The organism is Microbacterium sp. GXS0129 (assembly GCF_044769785.1).
Lineage (GTDB): Bacteria > Actinomycetota > Actinomycetes > Actinomycetales > Microbacteriaceae > Microbacterium > Microbacterium nymphoidis.
In genome coordinates, this window is the sequence record NZ_JBIZVZ010000004.1 from 231,288 (window position 1) to 251,060 (window position 19,773).

The 19,773-nt window shown below is 68.7% G+C and carries 17 protein-coding genes; 15 read left to right on the top strand and 2 right to left on the bottom strand.

The window, feature by feature from the left end:
* Positions 1 to 98 precede the first annotated feature (98 nt).
* Together ACIQJ5_RS13555 and ACIQJ5_RS13560 are read right to left on the bottom strand one after the other, a co-directional pair.
* Positions 99 to 776 carry a hypothetical protein gene (locus ACIQJ5_RS13555; RefSeq protein WP_402844745.1) on the bottom strand — a complete coding sequence of 226 codons (678 nt, stop codon included), beginning with the start codon at positions 774 to 776 and terminating at the stop codon, positions 99 to 101.
* 145 nt (positions 777 to 921) lie between these two features.
* Entirely contained in the window at positions 922 to 1,788 is an 867-nt protein-coding gene (locus ACIQJ5_RS13560; protein ID WP_231091488.1) for a spermidine synthase, read from the bottom strand.
* Positions 1,789 to 2,123: 335 nt separating this feature from the next.
* Between ACIQJ5_RS13560 and ACIQJ5_RS13565 the strand changes: the two genes are divergently transcribed.
* The 15 genes from ACIQJ5_RS13565 to ACIQJ5_RS13635 all read left to right on the top strand — a co-directional run bounded on the left by ACIQJ5_RS13565 (position 2,124) and on the right by ACIQJ5_RS13635 (position 19,646).
* On the top strand, positions 2,124 to 3,431 hold the full coding sequence (locus tag ACIQJ5_RS13565; RefSeq protein WP_231091489.1) for a sugar ABC transporter substrate-binding protein: 1,308 nt from the start codon (positions 2,124 to 2,126) through the stop codon (positions 3,429 to 3,431).
* Between the two features lie 13 nt (positions 3,432 to 3,444).
* On the top strand, positions 3,445 to 4,422 hold the full coding sequence (locus ACIQJ5_RS13570; RefSeq protein ID WP_372459796.1) for a carbohydrate ABC transporter permease: 978 nt from the start codon (positions 3,445 to 3,447) through the stop codon (positions 4,420 to 4,422).
* Positions 4,419 to 5,249 (top strand): carbohydrate ABC transporter permease, encoded by an 831-nt coding sequence (locus ACIQJ5_RS13575; RefSeq protein WP_402844748.1) that lies wholly within the window; start codon positions 4,419 to 4,421, stop codon positions 5,247 to 5,249. Before ACIQJ5_RS13570 ends, ACIQJ5_RS13575 begins: the two co-directional genes overlap by 4 nt.
* Positions 5,246 to 6,739 (top strand): glycoside hydrolase family 3 protein, encoded by a 1,494-nt coding sequence (locus ACIQJ5_RS13580; protein WP_402844750.1) that lies wholly within the window; start codon positions 5,246 to 5,248, stop codon positions 6,737 to 6,739. The genes ACIQJ5_RS13575 and ACIQJ5_RS13580 overlap by 4 nt, the downstream gene beginning before the upstream one ends.
* 237 nt (positions 6,740 to 6,976) lie before the next feature.
* The gene (locus ACIQJ5_RS13585; RefSeq protein ID WP_402844752.1) at positions 6,977 to 8,743 is read left to right on the top strand and encodes an Ig-like domain-containing protein; all 1,767 of its coding nucleotides are present in this window, start codon (positions 6,977 to 6,979) and stop codon (positions 8,741 to 8,743) included.
* Between the two features lie 130 nt (positions 8,744 to 8,873).
* Entirely contained in the window at positions 8,874 to 10,091 is a 1,218-nt protein-coding gene (locus ACIQJ5_RS13590) for a CaiB/BaiF CoA-transferase family protein (protein WP_231091494.1), read from the top strand.
* Entirely contained in the window at positions 10,088 to 10,888 is an 801-nt protein-coding gene (locus ACIQJ5_RS13595; protein ID WP_231091495.1) for a CoA ester lyase, read from the top strand. Before ACIQJ5_RS13590 ends, ACIQJ5_RS13595 begins: the two co-directional genes overlap by 4 nt.
* A gap of 114 nt (positions 10,889 to 11,002) precedes the next feature.
* Positions 11,003 to 12,025, top strand: a complete 1,023-nt coding sequence (locus ACIQJ5_RS13600; protein WP_231091496.1) for a LacI family DNA-binding transcriptional regulator — start codon at positions 11,003 to 11,005, stop codon at positions 12,023 to 12,025.
* On the top strand, positions 12,022 to 12,939 hold the full coding sequence (locus tag ACIQJ5_RS13605) for a carbohydrate ABC transporter permease (protein WP_402844755.1): 918 nt from the start codon (positions 12,022 to 12,024) through the stop codon (positions 12,937 to 12,939). Before ACIQJ5_RS13600 ends, ACIQJ5_RS13605 begins: the two co-directional genes overlap by 4 nt.
* Positions 12,936 to 13,781: a carbohydrate ABC transporter permease gene (locus ACIQJ5_RS13610; RefSeq protein WP_231091498.1), complete on the top strand. Its 846-nt coding sequence runs from the start codon at positions 12,936 to 12,938 to the stop codon at positions 13,779 to 13,781. The genes ACIQJ5_RS13605 and ACIQJ5_RS13610 overlap by 4 nt, the downstream gene beginning before the upstream one ends.
* A 45-nt stretch (positions 13,782 to 13,826) precedes the next feature.
* Complete coding sequence (locus tag ACIQJ5_RS13615) at positions 13,827 to 15,134, top strand: ABC transporter substrate-binding protein (RefSeq protein WP_231091499.1); 1,308 nt, start codon at positions 13,827 to 13,829, stop codon at positions 15,132 to 15,134.
* A gap of 49 nt (positions 15,135 to 15,183) precedes the next feature.
* On the top strand, positions 15,184 to 16,335 hold the full coding sequence (locus ACIQJ5_RS13620) for an ADP-ribosylglycohydrolase family protein (protein WP_402844757.1): 1,152 nt from the start codon (positions 15,184 to 15,186) through the stop codon (positions 16,333 to 16,335).
* The gene (locus tag ACIQJ5_RS13625) at positions 16,335 to 17,678 is read left to right on the top strand and encodes an ADP-ribosylglycohydrolase family protein (RefSeq protein ID WP_402844758.1); all 1,344 of its coding nucleotides are present in this window, start codon (positions 16,335 to 16,337) and stop codon (positions 17,676 to 17,678) included. The genes ACIQJ5_RS13620 and ACIQJ5_RS13625 overlap by 1 nt, the downstream gene beginning before the upstream one ends.
* A gap of 1 nt (position 17,679) precedes the next feature.
* Positions 17,680 to 18,672: an ADP-ribosylglycohydrolase family protein gene (locus ACIQJ5_RS13630; RefSeq protein WP_231091502.1), complete on the top strand. Its 993-nt coding sequence runs from the start codon at positions 17,680 to 17,682 to the stop codon at positions 18,670 to 18,672.
* Positions 18,669 to 19,646 (top strand): ADP-ribosylglycohydrolase family protein, encoded by a 978-nt coding sequence (locus ACIQJ5_RS13635; RefSeq protein WP_402844760.1) that lies wholly within the window; start codon positions 18,669 to 18,671, stop codon positions 19,644 to 19,646. Before ACIQJ5_RS13630 ends, ACIQJ5_RS13635 begins: the two co-directional genes overlap by 4 nt.
* Positions 19,647 to 19,773: the final 127 nt, after the last annotated feature.

The window sequence follows — 19,773 nt, forward strand, 5'->3', positions numbered from 1 at the left end:
ACCGCTCGCGCGGCTGAGCGCAGGGGCAAGACCCGCTTCGGCGACGCAGACAGGTGCGTGTGTCCCTCTCCCTCCCAGGTGAGGGCGGGTTCCGCCGCTCAGCGAACGGCGGCGTCCTCGGCGTCCAGCGATCGGCTCTCGACGGGGCGCCGGATCAGTGATTCGCGGCGAGCCGCATCGACCCGCGGCTTCTGCGCGGGTGCATCTCCGGCCGACAGCCGGGCTTCCAGCGCGTCGGCGACCGGAGTGGCCTGGTGCGCGCCGTCCTGCGCCCAGCGACGATCGGCCGCGTCCACGTACATCAGGATCGACTCCAGCTCGCTCTCGTCCGCCCCGGCCTGCTGACGCAGGAAGAGCGACTTCTTGAAGTCGTGACGCGCGAGGGAGTAGTCGGCGTTGTCGAAGTGGAGCCGGCCCCGATGCTGTACCGCGAAGGCGGCGATCCCGGGCCAGCCCTGACCCTCCGCCTCCTCGGCGCACATGGTCAGCTCCTGCTCCGCCGCGATGCTGCCGCCGCGGGAGTGCACCACCGTGGCGTGCAGGATGCGGGCACGCAGGAGGTCCTTTCGCGTGCCGCCCATCCGTGCCTGACGCACCGACTGCTCGGACACCTTCAGTGCGTCGTCGAAACGACCGAGCACCTTCAGCAGCCAGACGCGCTCCAGGAGAGCGGGGAGGCTGCGCTGGGCGTTGATCTCCTCCAGCCGAGCCTCGCACTCCTTCGGGTCGATCAGCTCGCGCAGGGTCTCGGGGTCGTACCCGCGGATCATGCTCACTCGTCGCTCCCTTCCCGATGGCGCCGCTCCTAGTGTGTCAGCGCTGCGCCGTGTGACCCCTGTGGCACACCGATGACATGTTTCGTCGTGCGCAAATGGCTCCAAACTGGGGCGAGTGGGAGCGATCTGCGCACGATGAAGGCGATCAGCGGTCGAAGATCGAGGCGTTGGGCCGCGGGGAGGCCACAGCATCGGCATCGGTGACCGGCAGCGCACCCGACGCGAGCTGATCGACCTCGCGATCCGTGGCGATCTTCGCCGGATGCGGGCCCGCGGCCAGCAGCCGGGGAAGCCAGTCCGTGGGCAGCGGCCGACGCGACGCCGCGAGCACGAGGTTGCCGAAACGACGGCCCTTCAGCACCTGTGCCTCGGCGAGCACGGCGACATGGGGGAGGACCTGTCGGAGCGTGGCGATCTGACGGCGCGCGTAGGCGAGTCCTGGTCCGTCGGCGACGTTGACGAGCACGACGCCGTCGGAGGCCAGGAGCTTCGCGACGGAGGTGTAGAACTCCACAGAAGTGACGTGTGCCGGAGTCTGCGCTCCCGCGAACACATCGCTCACGACCAGGTCCACCTGACCCAGGATTCCTCCGGGGAGCTTCTCCACACCGGCTCGGGCATCGCCGATGCGGACCCGGATCGCCGCACCGCGGGGCAGCGGAAGGTTCTCCCGCACCAGATCCCAGAGGCCGGGCTCCAGCTCGATCACCTGCTGGCGGGAGTCGGGCCGGGTCACGGCGATGTAACGCGGCACCGTGAGCGCGCCTCCGCCGAGATGCACGGCGGTCAGCGGCTCACCCGCCGGCTTCAGCACGTCGATCACCGCCCCGATCCGGGCGATGTACTCGAAGTGCAGGTGCGTGGGGTCGTCGAGGTCCACGTGCGACTGGGGCGTCTCGTCCACCAGCAGCTCCCAGCCGCTGGTGAACTCGCTGCGAGCCACGCGCGCGAGGGTGCCATCGCTCAGCCGCACCCGCGGGGAGTCGGGTTCTTCTCTGCTGCGTCGTGCCACTCTTCGAGGGTACTCGTGCCCTCGGGACAGGCGCCGGCGGGCATCCGGATCCGTCGCCCGGGAGCGCGTTTCTGTGCGCGGGATGACCCTCGAGCCGGCCCGGTTCCCGCTCGCCGCTGCACTCCAGCCGACATCAAAACCCCCGGAATCGCGCGCGTAGACTGGTCACCGGCGGCATTCTGCCGGAGTGTCACGAATTTCCACGCTTGATAACGATCCTGAAAACTTTTTGTCATTTCGTCCTGCGATCCGTAGACTCACGAGAAATGTAAGTGCTCCTAACAAAGCACGACCACAGCCTCCCGGACCGCCCGGGTTTCAACGAGGAGACAAACGTGAACAAGCGCATGCTGACCGTCGCCGCTTTCGGCGCAGTCGCGGCCCTCGGCCTGACCGCCTGCTCTTCCGGTTCCACCGGTGCCGGCGAGGCCACCGTGAACCCTGAGGACAACAAGGACGTGACCCTCACGGCCTGGATCATGCAGGGCACCAACCCCGACTCCAGCGCGTACCAGGAGAAGGTCGCGGCCGCATTCAAGGAGAAGACCGGCGCCTCGGTCAAGTTCGAAGAGGTCCAGTGGGCCGACGGACACGACCGCTTCGTCACCAGCATCGCCGGCGGCACCACCCCCGACGTCGCCGAGACGGGCACCACCTGGACCCCGGAGTTCGCCGACGCCGGCGCGCTGCTGGAGCTGGACGACTACGTCGACTCGGTCGACGGTCTGAAGGAGGACCTGGTTCCGGGTCTTGAGGAGGCCGGCACCTACGACGGCAAGCTCTACGGCATGCCGTGGTACGCCGGCGTGCGCTCCATCATCTACCGCGCCGACATCTACGAAGAGCTCGGCCTGTCGGCTCCCAAGAACTGGGACGACATCATCAAGAACGGCGAGGCCATCAAGGCTGCGCACCCGGAGATGGCCGCGTTCGCGGTTCCCGGCAACGCCGAGTTCCAGGTCTACCCCTGGGTCTGGGGCGCCGGCGGCGAGGTCGCCGTCAAGGACGGCGACAAGTGGAAGAGCGAGCTCGACTCGGCGAAGTCCGTGGAGGGACTGCAGTTCTACACCGACCTCGCCACCAAGTACGGCTTCTCGACCGCGGGTGCGACCACGTGGAAGGAGACCGACGTGCGTGACGCGTTCACGAGCGGCACGGTCGCCACGATGATCTCGGGCTCCTGGACCCCGAAGTCGCTGCTGGAGAAGAACCCGGAGCTCGAGGGCAAGATCGGCGCCGCGGTCATCCCGGCCAAGGACGGCGGCATCGCCGGTTCCGTGCTCGGCGGCTCGCACCTGTCGGCGTTCAACACCACCAAGCACCCGGAGCTTGCCTGGGAGCTCATCAAGATCATGACGACCGGTGAACTCGCCACCGAGTGGGCCAGCCAGACCGGCTACTTCCCCGGCGTCAAGAGCGGCATGGACGAGGCTCTGAAGTCGACCGACCCGCTGGTGGCCCCGTTCGCCGAGCAGATGGTCGACGGCGGCGCCTCGGTGCCTGTCACCCCGAAGTTCGGTGCGGTCCAGGCCAAGCAGACCACCAACACGATGATCCAGTCGATCCTCAGCGGACAGAAGGACGTCGCCACGGCGACGAAGGACGCCGCTGCGGAGATGACCGACATCCTCAACCAGAAGTAATCGAGGGCGCGCCTTGAGTTCCATTCAGGCGCCCGCTCCCGCCCCGGGCGCGGCGACTTCGGTCGCCGCGCCCTCGGGCGCCGGGCGTGGCCGACGCTTCATCACCATGGCCAAAGCACGGCCGTGGCTGCTTCTCGCACCCGCCCTGGTGATCCTCGGCGGCCTGATGATCTGGCCGCTGATCCGGGTCGTGATCATCTCGCTGCAGAACTACGGTCTGCGCGAGATCAACACGGGCAAGTCCAACTTCAACGGCATCGACAACTACGTCGAGGCGTTCAGCTCGCCCACGCTGTGGACCGTTGTGCTTCCCAACACCGTCGGCTTCGCGATCGTCTCGGTGCTCGGCACCGTGGCGTTCGGAACGCTCGTCGCCCTTCTCCTCGCCCGCCTCGGCACCACCTGGCGCACCATCGTGTCCAGCGCCATCATGGTGGCCTGGGCGATGCCCGCGGTCACCGGCACCTACGTGTGGACCTGGGTCTTCGACGCCGACAAGGGCCTCGTGAACTCGCTCCTCCAGGGTGCCGGGATCATCGACGGTCCCGTCAACTGGTTCACCAACCGCTGGTCGTTCTACGGCATCGTGCTGCTGAACGTCATCCACCACGGCTTCCCCTTCATCGCGATCACCATCCTCGCCGGGCTCCTCGGCGTCTCCAAGGAGATGCTCGAAGCCGCAGAACTGGACGGCGCGAACGCCTGGACGCGGTTCTGGCGCATCACCTTCCCCACCCTCAAGCCGGTCTTCTCCGTGGTCGTGATCCTTTCGACCATCTGGGACTTCAAAGTCTTCGCGCAGGTGTACCTCATGCCCGGCGGTGCCGGCTCCAACCGTGAGGTGCTGAACCTCGGAGTGTGGAGCTACATCGAATCCTTCGGTCAGAACCGCTACGGCTTCGGCTCCGCTCTCGCGGTGCTGCTCACGCTCGTGCTGATGGCCATCACCGCGGTCTACATCCGCACGCTCTTCAAGGAGGACCAGCTGTGAAGCAGAAGAGCCTCACCGGCAAGGTCGGGATCGGCATCGCAGTCGCCGCGCTCCTGATCTTCACGCTGTTCCCCGTCTACTGGATGATGAAGTCGGCCTTCGACAAGCGCGCGGGCGACGGCGGCTCCTCCTTCCTGCCGAAGGAGTTCAGCTGGGACAACTTCGTCTACGTGCTCGGCGATGCCGGCTTCGGTCTGTACCTGCGCAACTCGCTGGTCGTGGCGGCCGTCGTGGTCCTCATCAGCGGGTTCGTCGCCCTGCTCGCCTCGGTGGCGGTGGCGCGGTTCCGCTTCAAGTTCCGCACCACCATGCTGATGATGATCCTCGTCATTCAGATGGTGCCGCTCGAGGCCCTCGTCATCCCGCTGTTCCTGCAGGTGAAGAGCCTCGGCCTTCTGAACTCCCTGCTGGGCCTGATGGTGGTCTACGTCGCCCTCTCCCTGCCCTTCGGCATCTGGATGCTGCGCGGCTTCGTCGCCGCAGTTCCCGTCGAGCTCGAGGAGGCCGCGTATGTCGACGGTGCCTCGTGGTGGCGCATGTTCCGTTCGGTGATGCTCCCACTCACCATGCCGGGTCTGGTCGCCACCAGCGTGTTCTCCTTCATCACCGCCTGGAACGAGTTCATCTTCGCGATGACGATCCTCGGCTCGGAGAGCAACCAGTACACCGTGGCGATCGGTCTGAAGTCGTTCTTCGGCCTGCACTCCAACGACTGGGGCTCCATCATGGCGGCATCCACGCTGATCACCCTCCCGGTGATGATCTTCTTCGTGATCGTGCAGCGTCGCCTGAGCTCGGGCGTCGTGGCGGGAGCGGTGAAGGGATGACCTCTGAGGAAGACCTCCGCCGCCTGGCGAACGGTGTGCTGTGGCCGGGTTTCCTGGGCCGCAGCGCACCCGCCTGGCTGCTGGACGAACTGCGCGCGGGCCTGGCCGGCGTCGTCTACTTCGCGCAGAACGTCGGCGACGAGCTGGAGCAGCTGAGCTCCGACCTGCGCGCCGCGAACCCCGCCATCCTGATCGGCATCGACGAAGAGGGCGGCTCCGTCACCCGCCTCGAGACGACGAACGGCTCGACGGTGCTCGGTGCCGCTCAGCTCGGGTACCTCGACGACCTCGATGCCACCCGCGCCACCGGTGCCGAGATCGCGCGGCGCCTGCGCGCGGTCGGCGTCAACGCACAGCTCGGCCCGGACGTCGATGTCAACACCGACCCGCGGAACCCCGTCATCGGCGTGCGTGCGTTCGGAGACGACGTCGAACTCGTCTCCCGTCACGGCGTCGCCCAGGTCGAGGGCATCCAGGCCTCCGGCGCGGTCGCGGCGTGTGTGAAGCACTTCCCGGGACACGGGGACACACATCTGGACTCGCATCACGATCTGCCGACGCTGCGCCTCACGGAGGACCAGCTCGCCGAGCACCGGGCGCCGTTCATCGCGGCCATCGCAGCGGGCGTGGACATGATCATGACCGCGCACATCGTGATCGAGCAGTTCGGTCCGCTGCCTGCCACACTGAACGCCGAGATCCTCGGCGGGCTGCGCACCGACGGGTTCGACGGCGTCATCGTCACCGATGCGCTCGACATGGCCGCGATCCGAGAGACCTACGGGCTCGGGGCTGGTGCCGTCATGGCCCTGCAGGCCGGTGCCGACCTGCTCTGCATCGGCAACCCCACGAACCCGGGCGACGCCATGGCACCCGATCAGGACGAGCGCGACTTCTTCGCGGTCCAGTCCGCTGTGATCGCGGCGCTGCGGGACGGCACTCTGTCGCGTGAGACGGTGCAGGCTGCGGCGGATCGCGTCGCGCGGCTCGGCCGTCGACTCGCGTCCGCGGCGCCCGGCGGCGACGCCACGGTGTTCGAAGCGCAGGATCTCGCAGATCGCGCCGTCACGGTGCGCGCGGGGGAGGATTTGTCACCCGCGCCGTCTGCCGTCGTCCTGGACGCGCGAAAGCGCGCATCGTTCGCGGTGGACAGCGCCGCGTCGTACGTGTCCTCCGTCCTTGCCGCCGGCGGCACGGTGCTGCGGGTGGATCCCGATCGCGCGACGGACGCCGAGCGCACCGCCGCGGTCGCTGCCGCCCTCGCCGCGGGAGCGGCCCGGATCATCGTCCTCGTCGACCGCGTGGCCGTCGACCCGTCCCAGCGTGACGTCGTCTCGGCTGTCGCCTCCACCGGCGCCGACGCCGTGGTCGTCAACACGGGAATCCCCGTGGGAGACGACGCCGTGCACTGGCCGATCCCTCTCGTTCAGGTGCGGGCCTCGAGCCGTCTGGCCGCACTGGCGGCGCGACGGATCCTCGTCCGCGACTGAACCCGGAAGACAGCGGGCGCATCCCCTCGGGATGCGCCCGCTGTCTTTCGCGAACTTATCCACAGATGGGCCACATGCGGATGGCGGGCTCAGCCTGCCTGTTAGCGTCGGAAGACACGATCGGAGCCTGGGGGCACCCGATCGCCTTCCCGAACAGAAGGTCGGTGGACACCGGCCTTCGCTCGCGACGTTTTCCGTTCGCGTCGTGAGTGTCCGTTACTAACTGGGGGTTTTTCCATGCGCCGAATACTGGCGTCATCATTCATCGCTGCCGTTGTGGCCGCGGGAACCGCTCTCGCGGTGTCTCCCGCGGCGAACGCGGCCGAGCGACCGGTAGACATCACCAATCCGCAGGTGCTGCTCGGGGGCGTGCCCGTCGACCCGAGCACCCCGCTGGACACCGACGACGAGCTGCGCTTCCAGGCGGACTGGCACGTCGCCGGTCAGGTCAACGCCGGCGACACCTTCACGGTTCCGCTGCCGTCCAGCTTCGAGCTGGTGCAGTCCTCTCCGTTCTCGCTGATGGGCGAGAACGGCACACCGATCGCGCACTGCGAGTACCAGGCCACGGCCATCCTCTGCACCTTCCTGCCCGACGGCCCGTATCGGGACCCGCAGGGCGACATCTGGTTCGTCGGCACTCTGGAGCAGACGGCCGAGGGTGAGCCCGGGCCGGTGTGGGAGGTCGGCGGCGAGCCGATCACGCTCCCCGTGCCCAGCCCCGCTGGTCCCGGATCGTGGTACCCCGGATTCGGAACCGACAAGTCCGGCACCGGCGAGATCATCGACGGCAAGGCCGTGCTCACGTGGAACGTCCTGCTCTGGCCGGGCAGCAGCCCCGATGACGGTCAGGCCGTGCGTCGATTCGATGTGAGCGACACGCTCACCTCCGCGTCGCCGAACCAGCCCCACACCCTGGTTCCGGGGTCCTTCGAGCTCACGCGCTACCAGCAGGACCCTACCGATCCCACGAAGGGGCTCATCGAGACCCGCATGATCCTCCCGCTGGACGGCAGCTACACGGCGGGCTACCCGAACTACCTCGGTGAGACCTTCAGTGCACCGGTGGTGGATGATTCCGCCACCAGCTTCACCTTCTCGATCGACGACATGGCGTTCGGCTACCAGTACCGTCTGCGTTACACGTCGGTGGCCACCGGAGCCGTCTCCTTCGAGACCGACCTCTTCGCCAACGACGCTCTCGTCAACGGCGAGTCCAAGAGCGCCACCGTGACGCCGAAGGCGTTCGGCGGCGGTGGTGCCGACGCCGGTGAGTACACCTCTTTCGCAGTGTCGAAGCAGCTCACCAACAACTCCGGTGCGGTGCTCCCCGACAGCTACGAGCTCACGGCGACCTCCGGGGACGTCACCGAGACGATTGCGGTTCCCGCAGATGGCACGCTGGTGAACTCCGGCTACTACCCGGCGGGTGAACCCATCGTGCTGTGCGAGAACGTGCCTGCCGTCGACGAGGTCACCTGGAAGCCCTACACCATCACGGGCGAGGGGATCACCGGGCCCGACGCCAACGGCTGCTACACCCTGGTGGGGCCGGGCGGTCAGCGGGGCCAGATCGTGCTGACCAACATTGCGGAGGCCGTGACGCCGGAGCCGACCCCGACGCCCACCGTGACCCCGACCCCGGAGCCCACGGTGACGCCGACCCCGGAGCCCACCGTGACGCCGGAACCCACCGTGACGCCGGAACCCACCGTGACGCCGGAGCCTACCGTGACGCCGGAGCCGACGGTGACACCGGAACCGACCGTCACACCGGAGCCGACCGTCACGACCGAGCCCACGACCACCCCGGAGCCCTCCGCCACGACGCCTGACGCGCCTGCGGCCACTCCGGCCACCACGAAGTCCGCGCCCCACGGCACAGCGCTGCCGACCACCGGTGCCGACGGGAGCGTCCTCGGCGGCGGCGCGCTCGCGGCCGTCGTCCTGACGGTGCTGGGTGCCGCTCTGGTGATCGCGCGCCGACGCTCCACGGTCCGGTGAGTCCGGCTGTTCCGTTGAGCCGGCTCACTCCCTAGCCGACGGAACTGAATCACGAAAGACGTGCCCCGGAGCCGCGAGAGCGGCTCCGGGGCACGTCTTCTGTACGAGGGGCCTCGGAGTACCATGTCGCATGTTCGAGCCGTCAGATCTGGAAACTGTTCCGCAGCCGCCCCTCGCCGGTGTCAGGGTTCTCGACGTGTCCACGCTGTTCGCCGGTCCGCTCGCCGCCACGTTCCTCGGCGACTTCGGTGCGGAGGTCACGAAGATCGAGCACCCGCGCCGACCCGACGCCGCACGGGGGCACGGCCCGGCGAAGGATGGCGTCAACCTGTGGTGGAAGACGCTGGGACGCAACAAGCGCAACCTCACGCTCGACCTCAGCATGGCCGAGGGGGCGGAGATCCTGCTGCGTCTGGTCGCCGAGGCCGACGTGATGATCGAGAACTTCCGGCCGGGCACCCTGGAGCGGTGGGGGCTGTCACCGGAACGGCTGTTCGCCGCCAACCCACGCCTCGTGCTGGCGCGCGTGACAGCGTTCGGTCAGATCGGTCCGTACGCCGGGCGGCCCGGTTTCGGGTCGCTTGCCGAGGCCATGAGCGGGTTCGCCGCGCTCACCGGTGCCCCCGATGGCCCGCCCACCCTTCCTCCGTTCGGACTCGCAGACGGGATCACGGCGCTGGCCACGGCCTTCGCGGTCATGGCGACGCTGCGCGCCACCGAGCGTGACGGGGTGGGCCAGGTGGTCGACATGGCGATCATCGAGCCGATCCTCATGCTGCTCGGCGGTCAGATCACGGCATGGGATCAGCTCGGGATCGTGCAGCCGCGCACCGGCAACCGTTCCGTCAACAATGCACCGCGCAACGTCTACCGCAGCCGGGACGGTGTGTGGCTGGCGGTATCGACCAGCTCCCAGTCGATCGCCGAACGGGTGATGCGGCTGGTGGGTCGCGCTGACCTCACCGAGGAGAGCTGGTTCTCCACCGGTCACGAGCGCGCGCAGCACGCCGACGAACTCGACGACGCGGTGCAGCAGTGGATCGGTGCGCGCGACGCGGATGAGGTGATCTCCCGCTTCGAGGAGGTGTCCGCGGCGATCGCGGCGGTGTCCGACGTGCGCGGGGTGGTCGCCGATCCGCAGTACACCGCACTGGGGACGGTGACTCGCGTCGCCGACCCGGATTTCGGTGATGTGGCGATGCAGAACGTGCTGTTCCGGCTCTCCCGCACCCCGGGCTCGATCCGCTGGACCGGCCGGGCGCACGGCGCGGATACGCACGAGGTGCTGTCGGATCTCGGTCTCAGCGACGCCGAGATCCGCGACCTCACGCAACGGGGTGTCGTATGACCCGCCTCACCGGGCTCTACGTGCCCGGCGATCGCCCGGAACGGTTCGAGAAAGCTGTCAGCAGCGGTGCGGACCTCGTGGTGTTCGACCTGGAAGACGCCGTCCCGCCGACGGCCAAGCTCCAGGCGCGATCCCACGTGCTGGCCTGGCTGGAGCAGCATGCCACGACTCTGACGGTGGATGTGGAGGTGCGGGTCAACGCCGGGGACATCGACGATCTCAGCGCCCTGGCTGAACTCCCGTCGTCCGTCGGCGTCCGGCTGCCGAAGACCGAGGACGTCGGCCTGCTGGACGCGGTGAGCGAGCTCATCGGCCGCCGGCCGCTCACCGCGTTGCTGGAATCCGCCCGCGCCGTGCTCGAAGCCCGCGCCATCGCCGAGCACCCTGCGGTCACGGCGATCGCACTCGGCGAGAGCGATCTTCGCAGCCAGCTCGGGGGAGCGGAGCCCGTCCTGGACCACGCCCGGCTCACCGCGGTGTACGCGGCGCGGGCGGCCGGCCTCGACGCACCCATGATCTCGGTGTTCCCCCGGATCGCCGACGAACCCGGGCTCATCGCCGACACCCGCCGCGGGGCGGATCTCGGCCTGGTGGGCCGGATGGCGGTACATCCGCGCCAGCTCGCGCCCATCCGGGCGGTGTTCGCACCCACACCGGAGGAAGTGGCCTGGGCGCACGAGGTGCAGGCTGCCCTGCACGTCGGCGGGGTGGCGACGCTGCGCAGCGGGGAGATGGTGGATCCGGCGATGCAGGGCCGCGCGAACGCCATCCTGCGGGCCGCGGGCGAGAGCGGTTGACAACCCGGCCTCGGCGCCCCTAAGGTCTCTGGACCACACGAACGCCGGATTTGGAAACGTTTCCATCTGCGGCCTATGGAAACGTTTACAGGCAACAGCTCGACGAGGAGCACGATGGGCGACAAACCGACACTTCACGAGGTGGCCGCGACCGCGGGCGTTTCGCTCGCGTCGGCATCACGAGCCCTCACGGGACGCTCCGCGAGTCCCGACATGGTGCGCCGGGTTCGCCAGGCGGCCAAGAGCATCGGCTACCTGCCCGACGCCACGGCGCGCCAGCTGCGTCTGGGGGGACGGCGCCAGGTCGTCTTCGCCGTGGACGACATCGGAAACCCGAACTACGTGCAGATGCTCCGCGCGATCGAGGCCGAACTCGGCGACACGATCCGGCTGAGCGTGTCTGCCACGGGCCGCGGTCCGGATCAGACCGTCGAGCTGGTCCGCAGTCTCAGCATGGGCGCGGGCGACGGCCTGATCATCTCGCCGCTGCGAGTATCGCCGGCGCTGCGCCAGGCGCTGTCCGAGACCGTCGTCCCGGTGGTGGTGATCGGAAACCTGCACTCCGATCTCGGGATCGACTCCGTCTTCGTGGACTCGTCCGCCGCCATCGGCATGATCATCGACCACCTGGTCTCGCTGGGTCGCACGCGCATCGGCGCGATCCACGGACCCGGCAACACCAACCCCGGTGCCGCACGTCGTGCCGGCTTCGTCGCCGCCATGAAGCGTCACGGTCTGGCGGTGCCGGAGCACGCGCAGATCACCGCCCGCGACTTCACCTCCGCTGCCGGCGTCGACGCGGGAACCGAGCTGCTGACCCGCTGCCGGCAGGCCGGGGTCCAGCTCGACGCCATCGTCGCGGTCAACGACCTGATCGGCATCGGCGCCATCCACGCAGCGCACCGGCTGGGCCTTCGGGTACCCGCCGACCTCGCCATCACCGGCATCGACGACACCGAGCTCGCGGCCATCTATCTGCCCGGTCTCACCACCGTCTCCCTGCAGTCCGCCGATCGTGGCCGTCTGGCCGCGCGCATGCTGCTGTCGCGCTTCTCCGATCCCACCCGTTCCGCACAGCACGCGACCGTCGAGGCTACCCTCGTCGTCCGCGGCTCGACCTCACCGGAGGCGTCATGAGCGCACCGACAGCGACCGCCCGCCGGGGCGGGCTGGCCCGCACCCGACGCAACGAGGCGATCGCGCTGGCGATCCCCACGGTCCTTCCCATCCTGATCCTGAGCGTCGTCCCGCTGTTCATCGGCGTGGCGACGGCGTTCACGGATTCGCGGCTGGCTCGCAACCACGACACCCAGTTCGTGGGGCTGAAGAACTTCATCGACCTCGGTTCGGACACGCAGTTCTGGCAGTCGTTCGGAATCGGCATGATCTGGGCCGTCACGGTCACCGCGCTGCAGCTGATCGGCGGGCTGTGCCTCGCGCTGCTGCTGAACACCGACATGAAGTTCCGCGGCATCACGCGAGTTCTCGCCCTCATTCCCTGGGCCATGCCACCCGTGGTGGTCGCCGTGATGTGGCAGATGATCTACTCGCCCACCAGCGGACCCCTGAACTGGCTGATCGAGACGCTGGGGGGTCCGGCCAACATCAACTGGCTCGGTGACTTTTCCCTGGCCCTGCCCGCCGTGATCCTCGTGGGCGTGTGGGTCGGCATGCCGCAGAACACCGTGGTGCTGCTCGCCGGCCTGCAGAACGTCCCCGGAGAGCTGCAGGAGGCGGCGGCGGTCGACGGCGCGAGCGCCTGGCAGCGCTTCTTCCACGTCACCCTTCCCGCATTGCGGCCGGTGATCTTCTCCATCGCCAGCCTGAGCTTCATCTGGAACTTCAACTCCTTCGGCATCGTCTACGTGATGACCGAGGGCGGCCCGGGAGGCCGCACCATGCTGCCGATGCTGTTCACCTACCTCGAGGCGTTCAAGTCGCGCAACACCGGTAGCGCCGCCGCAATGGGAGACGCCATCGTCGTCTTCCTCGTCGCGATCCTGACCGTTGCGCTGTGGCGCCAGCTGCGTTCAGACAGGAGCGAGTCATGAGTTCACGCGTCGCGCGTCGCCGCACGGTACGCACCCTGCAGTATCTCGCTCTCGCCGGATTCCTGATCTTCCTCGGCTTCCCGCTGCTGTGGTTGCTCTCGACCGCTTTCAAGTCGTCGGCGGAGATCAACTCGCTCTCGGTCAACCTGATCCCTGCGCAGCCGACGATCGACAACTTCATCGCCGCGTTCGAACGTCAGGGGCTGCCCCTGGCGGCGTGGAACAGCCTGGTCGTTGCGGTTGCCACGACGATCCTCACCACCGCCATCTCCATCCCCGGTGCCTACGTGATGGCCCGGTACAAGGGCCGCATGCGGGCGGTGGGCGTGGGCTACATCCTGGTGAGTCAGATCTTCCCGGTGATCCTCGTGATCATCCCGCTGTTCTTCATCCTGCGAAGCGCGGGACTCGTGGATTCGCTCATCGGCCTCATCGTCGTCTACACCGTCTACACGCTGCCGTTCTCGCTGTGGATGCTCCAGGGATACGTCTCGGCGATCCCGTTCGACATCGAGGAAGCTGCCTCCATCGACGGAGCGTCGAAGTTCACGGCGATGCGGACCATCGTCTTCCCGCTGCTGATGCCGGGCATCGTAGCGACGGCGATGTTCAGCTTCGTGTCGGCGTACAACGAGTTCTTCTTCGCCCTCGTGCTCCTGCAGTCTCCGGAGCACTACACGCTCCCCATCGCGCTGGCGACATTCGTCGGCGGCGAAGGGAAGGTCGCCGTCGGTCCGCTCGCCGCCGGCGCACTCCTGGCCAGCATCCCCAGCATCATCTTCTTCTCGCTGCTGCAGAAGCGCCTCGCCAAGGGGCTCATCTCCGGTGCCGTGAAGGGCTGACCTGCACCACCCACACGTTCCACAATCACAAGGAAGAGGAAAGAAGTGAACAAGCTCCACCGTTCAGCAGTGCTGCTCGCGGCGGCCTCCGTCACGGCACTCGCACTCACCTCCTGCTCGCCCGGCTCGTCCGACCCGGGCAGCAGCGGGGCAGCCACCGGGGATCCGGCCTCTCCGGTCGAGATCACGTTCCAGTCGTTCTCCGACCAGCCGGCCGCCATCGCGGCGACCAAGGAGATCGTCGATGCGTTCAACGCCGACAACCCCGGTATCACCGTCAAGATCGTGCAGGCTCCCACCGACAGCCTCGACGACAAGCTCACCACCCAGTTCGTGGGAGGCGTGGCGCCCGACATCATCCACTACGAGGTCCTCGGTATCGTGCCGTTCGCGAAGGACGGCTATCTCGCTGACCTGTCCGGCCTCCTGAGCAAGGACACCATCTCCGACATCGACCCCGGCGTTCTGGACTCGGTCACCGTCGACGACCAGATGATCGGCGCTCCCACCGAACTGCAGACCTACGTCGTGTTCGCCAACAAGAAGCTGCTCGAAGCCGCGGGCGTGACCGTGCCGACCGGTGACTCCATGACCTGGGACGAGTTGGCCGAGATCGCGAAGGCCACCACGGCCGGGGACGTCCACGGCATCACGTGGGGCATGAAGAGCCCCACGGCGGCGTTCATGAGCCTGGGCATGGGCTTCGGCTCCACCTATTTCACCGGCAAGGGCGACGACATGAAGGTCGAGGTCAGCGATGCCGACCTCGAAGTACCCAACCGCGTGAAGGCCATGATCGACGCCGGATCGGTGGACCCGATCGGTGTGACCCAGTCCGGTTCCGAGGTGCTCGCCACGTTCTACGCGGGCAAGGCCGCGATGACGGTCCAGGGCTCGTATCAGATCGCCAACATCGCCGCCGACGCCCCGGCCGACATGGACTGGGTCGTGCTGCCGCCGCTGGCAGGCAGCAAGGGCGCCGTCCAGGCCGCGAACCCGCAGACGCTCTCGATCAACATCGACTCCGAGCACCAGGAGGAGGCGGCGAAGTTCATCGACTACTTCATGTCCACCGACAACCTGGTGAAGATGAACATCGCTGACGGACTCATCCCCACCACGAAGTCCGCACGTGCGGCGCTGGAGGAGCAGACCCAGGAGCAGAACGGCTGGCCCGCCATCATGACCTCGGCTGAAGGTCTCGCCGGTCCGGTCTTCCTGCAGGCGAACGGCTTCGTGCGCTGGAAGGACACCGTCGCCACCCCCGGGTTCCAGAAGTTCCTGGGCGGGGAGATCGACGACGCACAGCTGAAGTCCGAGCTCGACACCGGTTGGGCGCAGGTCAACGGTTGACACCGGGTGGTGGGCCCGCGTGGCCCACCACCCCGCTGAGAGGAATGGCATGAACTGGATTCACGATCGAACCGCCGCGGTGCTGGCGGGCTCCGCGATCGGCGACGCCCTGGGCGGAGCCGCGGAGGGCTTCAGCCCGGAGGCGATCCGCGAGCGATATCAGGGGCGGATCGAGGGCATCGTGCCGCCGTACCACCTGGACTGGCAGACCGCGCGGCCGGTGAGCCCGTACCACAAGGGCGACGGGCACATCACCGATGACACCCTCATGACACAGGCGCTCATCCGCGTGTACGAGGAGCACCGCGATCACATCGACGCGTTCGCGATCGCGGATCTGCTCGTGCCGCGCCTGCAGACCGAGGTGCGGTGGATCCCGGAGTTCGAGCGCGAGTCGATCATCCTCCACCGCATCTTCCTCGCCGAGAAGTGGCTGGTCACGCGGCTGCAGTACGGCCACGTCGACCCCCGTGAGGCCGGCGTGGGCAACGTCGTCAACTGCGGCGCCGCGATGTACATGGCTCCGGTGGGCGTCGTCAATGCGGGCAACCCGCGTGCGGCCTACGCCGAGGCCATCGACGCAGCCGGCGCGCACCAGTCCAGCTACGGGCGCGAGGCCGCGGGTGTGTTCGCGGCCGCAGTCGCCGCCGCGGTGTCGCCGGGTTCGAGCGTCGATGCGGTGGTGGAGGCGAGCATCGCCCTGGCGCACGACGGCACACGAGCCGCGATCGAGGCGGTCGTCGCGGCGGCCCGGGCCGTGCGGGGCAGCGACCATGACAGCATCGGCCGGGCGCTGCGCGACGCCATCCGCCCGTTCGACACCGTGGGTGACGCGTACCGTCAGCCCGCGATGGACGCGCGCATCCCCTCACGCACCAAGTCGATCGAGGAACTTCCGGTGGCGCTCGGATTCCTCGTGGCGTACGAGGGCGACTTCCGCAACACGATCCTCGGACCGGTCAACTACGGCCGCGATTCGGACTCCATCGCCTCGATGGCCGGGAGCATCGCGGGCGGGATCGGCGGCATGGCTGTGATCGCCGATGACTGGCTCGACGCCATCGCCGAAGCCAGCCGGATGGACTTCTCGGAGCATGCGGATCGTCTTGCATCCGTCGCCGAGGAGATCATGCGCAAGGATGCCGCGCGTGCCGAGGCAGACCTCCGGCGCCTCACCGCCGTCGCCGGCGGATCGCTCTGATGCGGCTCACCTGGGCGCAGCCCGAGGACCTGGTCGCGCACGAACTGGTTCAGTCGCGTGCCGAGGGGCACGATGTCGATGACATCGCCGATCGGTGGGCGCGGGCCGGAGGATCGCTGATTCCCGTGCGCGGCGGAGCGACTCCCGAACGCGCACCGGAGCAGCTTCGCGCGCTGGCCCGCGATCTGCTGGTCGAGCTCGACGATCGGGCAGCAGCCGCCGCGCCGCGATGGGAGGACACGGCCGCCCTCCTGCCGGAGCTGCCGGCACGACCGGTGGGCGATGACCTCGCTGACCGCGTGCACGGTGCGTGGTCGGGCCGGGCGGCGGGGTGCCTGCTCGGCAAGCCGGTGGAGAAGATCCCGCGCGCGGGCATCGAAGAGATCCTTCGGGCTACCGGTCGCTGGCCGCTGCGGACCTACTTCACCGCTCGTGGTCTTCCGGCAGAGGTGTCGGCGCGCTGGCCGTGGAACCGGCGTTCTGCGGTGAACTCCCTCGAGGAGAACATCACCGGGATGCCGGAGGACGACGACCTCAACTATCCGCTGCTGAATCTCCGGGTGCTGGAGCAGTCGGGCCGGGCCTTCACCACCGACGACATCGCTCAGGCCTGGCTGTCGGACCTGCCCGCCGGGCGCACCTTCACTGCGGAGCGCATCGCGTACCGCAACCTCCTCGACGGTTACGCGCCGGACGAAGCGGGGCGCGTCCGCAACCCGTTCCGCGAGTGGATCGGCGCGCTGATCCGCGCCGATGTGTTCGGCTGGGTCAACCCCGGCGATCTGCACGAGGCGGCACGCATGGCGTACACGGATGGCCGCCTCAGTCACACCGGCAACGGTCTGTGGGGCGCCATGTGGGCCGCAGCTCTGGCATCCGCGTCCCTGGTGTGCGCCGACGTCGGCGAGGTCCTGGACAGCGCGGCACGCGTCGTCCCGGACGGGAGTGATCTTTCCGCGGCGCTCCGCCACGGTCGAGAGCTCGGGGAGGGGGATCGGGACGACACCGCCGCACTGGATGAGCTGCACGCCCGGTACGGCGATCTGCACTGGGTGCACACCGTGAACAACGCCGCGCTGATCGCGTTCGCGCTCGCGCGCAGCGACGGGGACTTCGGACGCGGTATCGCCCTCGCGGTGATCGCCGGATGGGACACCGACTCTGCCGGAGCCACCGTCGGGTCGGTGCTCGGCGGGCTGCTCGGACAGCGCGCCCTTCCGCCGGAGTGGACTGCTCCTCTGCAGAACCGCATCGCCACCAGTCTTCCCGGCATGCACGGCGTCCAGATCGACGATCTCGCCCGCCGGACCCTCGCCCTCATCCCCACGACACAGGAGCCCTGACATGACTTCCTCCCTCACCCTGCGTGAGCGCGCTCGCGGTTCGCTCGCGGGCCTCGCCATCGGCGACGCCATCGGACGGCCCGTCGAGGGCTACTCCGCACAGGAGATCCAGGCCAAGCACGGCCGCGTCACCGGATACCTCGATCCGGAGCCGGCCGGCAGCGACGACACGGAGTACGCGCTCCTCACTGCGAAGACCGTCGAGCGCGTCGGCGTGAAGGCCACGGCCGAGGACTTCGCGGAGACCTGGATCACCGACGTGCTGCCGCAGGCCGACGACTTCAAGGGCGGCGGGTTCAGCGAGATGGCCGCCATCGACAACCTCCGTCGGGGCGTGCGACCGCCGCTGAGCGGCGACACCATGCACGGCTGGAGCGACGGTCTTGCCATGCGCGTGAGTCCGCTCGGCATCGTCGCCGCCGGTGACGTCGAGCTCGCCCGTCGCCTGGCCGAGGCGGATGGCGCGGTCAGTCACACCACGGAGGGCATCTGGGCCGGAGTCGTGGTGTCGGTGGCGGTCACGACAGCCCTCACCGGTGCGGACGCCGCCGCCTGTTATGACGCCGGGCTCGCCGCGATTCCCGCGGACAGCTGGACGGCGCGCAACCTCCGGGATGCGCGCGATCTTGTGGGCGCCGGTCTGGACGACGATGCGCTGGCCATCGCGCTGCACGACCGTCTCGCCGTGGCGGACTACTACTGGGCAGACCTCGCACCGGAGGCCGTGGGCCTGGCGATGGCTTCCGTGCTGCGCGCCGAAGGGCGTGCGGCGGAGTCCATTCTGTTCGCGGTGAACATGGGCCGTGACGCCGACACCACCGCCGCGATCGCCGGCACCATCGCCGGTGCGATCTCCGGCATCGAGGCGTTCCCGCAGGAGTGGGTCGCGGGCCTTCGCCCCGTCGTGGGCTCCTGCATCCGATCCACGCGGGGGATTCACCCGCTGGACGCGGCCGACAGACTGACCGCGCTCGTGGAAGGAGACCCGCGGTGACCGACGCCTTCGCCACCATCGCCCGGGGTGTGCTCGCCGGAGAAGCAGCCTCTGCATTCAACGCCGACTATCGTGTGTACGCCCTGCCTCCCAAGCGTGTCGGGCGGGTGCGTACCCTGTCGCTCCTGGCCGATGAGACGCGGACCACCACCGTGCCGCGTCCGTTCACGCATGCGGCACCGCCGGCCGTGCTGCATCCGGGACCGGGCGAGGCGCTGGAGTGGTTCACCTTCTCCGCTCGCCAGCACGCGCAGGGATTCGGGCTGCGGGAGTGGCGTGCGCTGGCGGACACCGAGCCGCCCGTGCGATCCCGCATCGGCACGAAGCTGGCGCTGCAGAATCTGCGCGCGGGAGCCCAGCCACCGCAGTCCGGCCACGACAATGCGCACTACTTCGATGACATCGCCATGGTGCGGGCCCTCGCCGCTGTCGCCATCGTGGGAGGCGAAGGCGCGCGTGAGGCCGCCATCGCCGATGCCTCTGTGACGCACGCGCTGGACGGCGTGTGGTGCGCAGAGGCCACGGCCCAGCTCGCGACCGCGCTCATCGCCGGTGCCGACGCCGCTGACGCGGTGACCGCCGCGATGGACGCGCTCCCGGCGCAGACCTGGTCGCGTCGTATGGCCGAAGCCTCCCTGGCCGTGGCCGCCGGCGCGCGCGGCGCGCTGGATCGGGCACGGCGGCTCAGCGTGGAGGTGGGGGACTGGATCTACAGCTATCCCATCGCTGCACCGGAGACGCTCGGTTTCCTGCTCGCACATGTGAGCGCCGCGGAGTCCGCAGAGGAGCTGATGCTGGGCGTGCTGGCACAGCCGCGCAACGCCGCCTCGCTCCCAGCGGTGGCCGGTGCGATCGCCGCGCTGCGGTTCGGTGAGGACTGGATCGCGGAGGACCTGCGCCTGGAGGATGCCCGACTCACCGGATTGTCGGTGGCGTCGTTCGCCGGACGCACGGTGGCGGAGGCCATCGGCTGAGATGACCCGGCGTCCCGTCCAGCGATCGCGGGTCGGCAGCCGATTCGCGATGGTGAGGCCGCGCTGATCGACGGCGCGTCGCCAGAGCTGACGTGGGCCGGTCGGAAATGTCCGATCGGCCCACGTG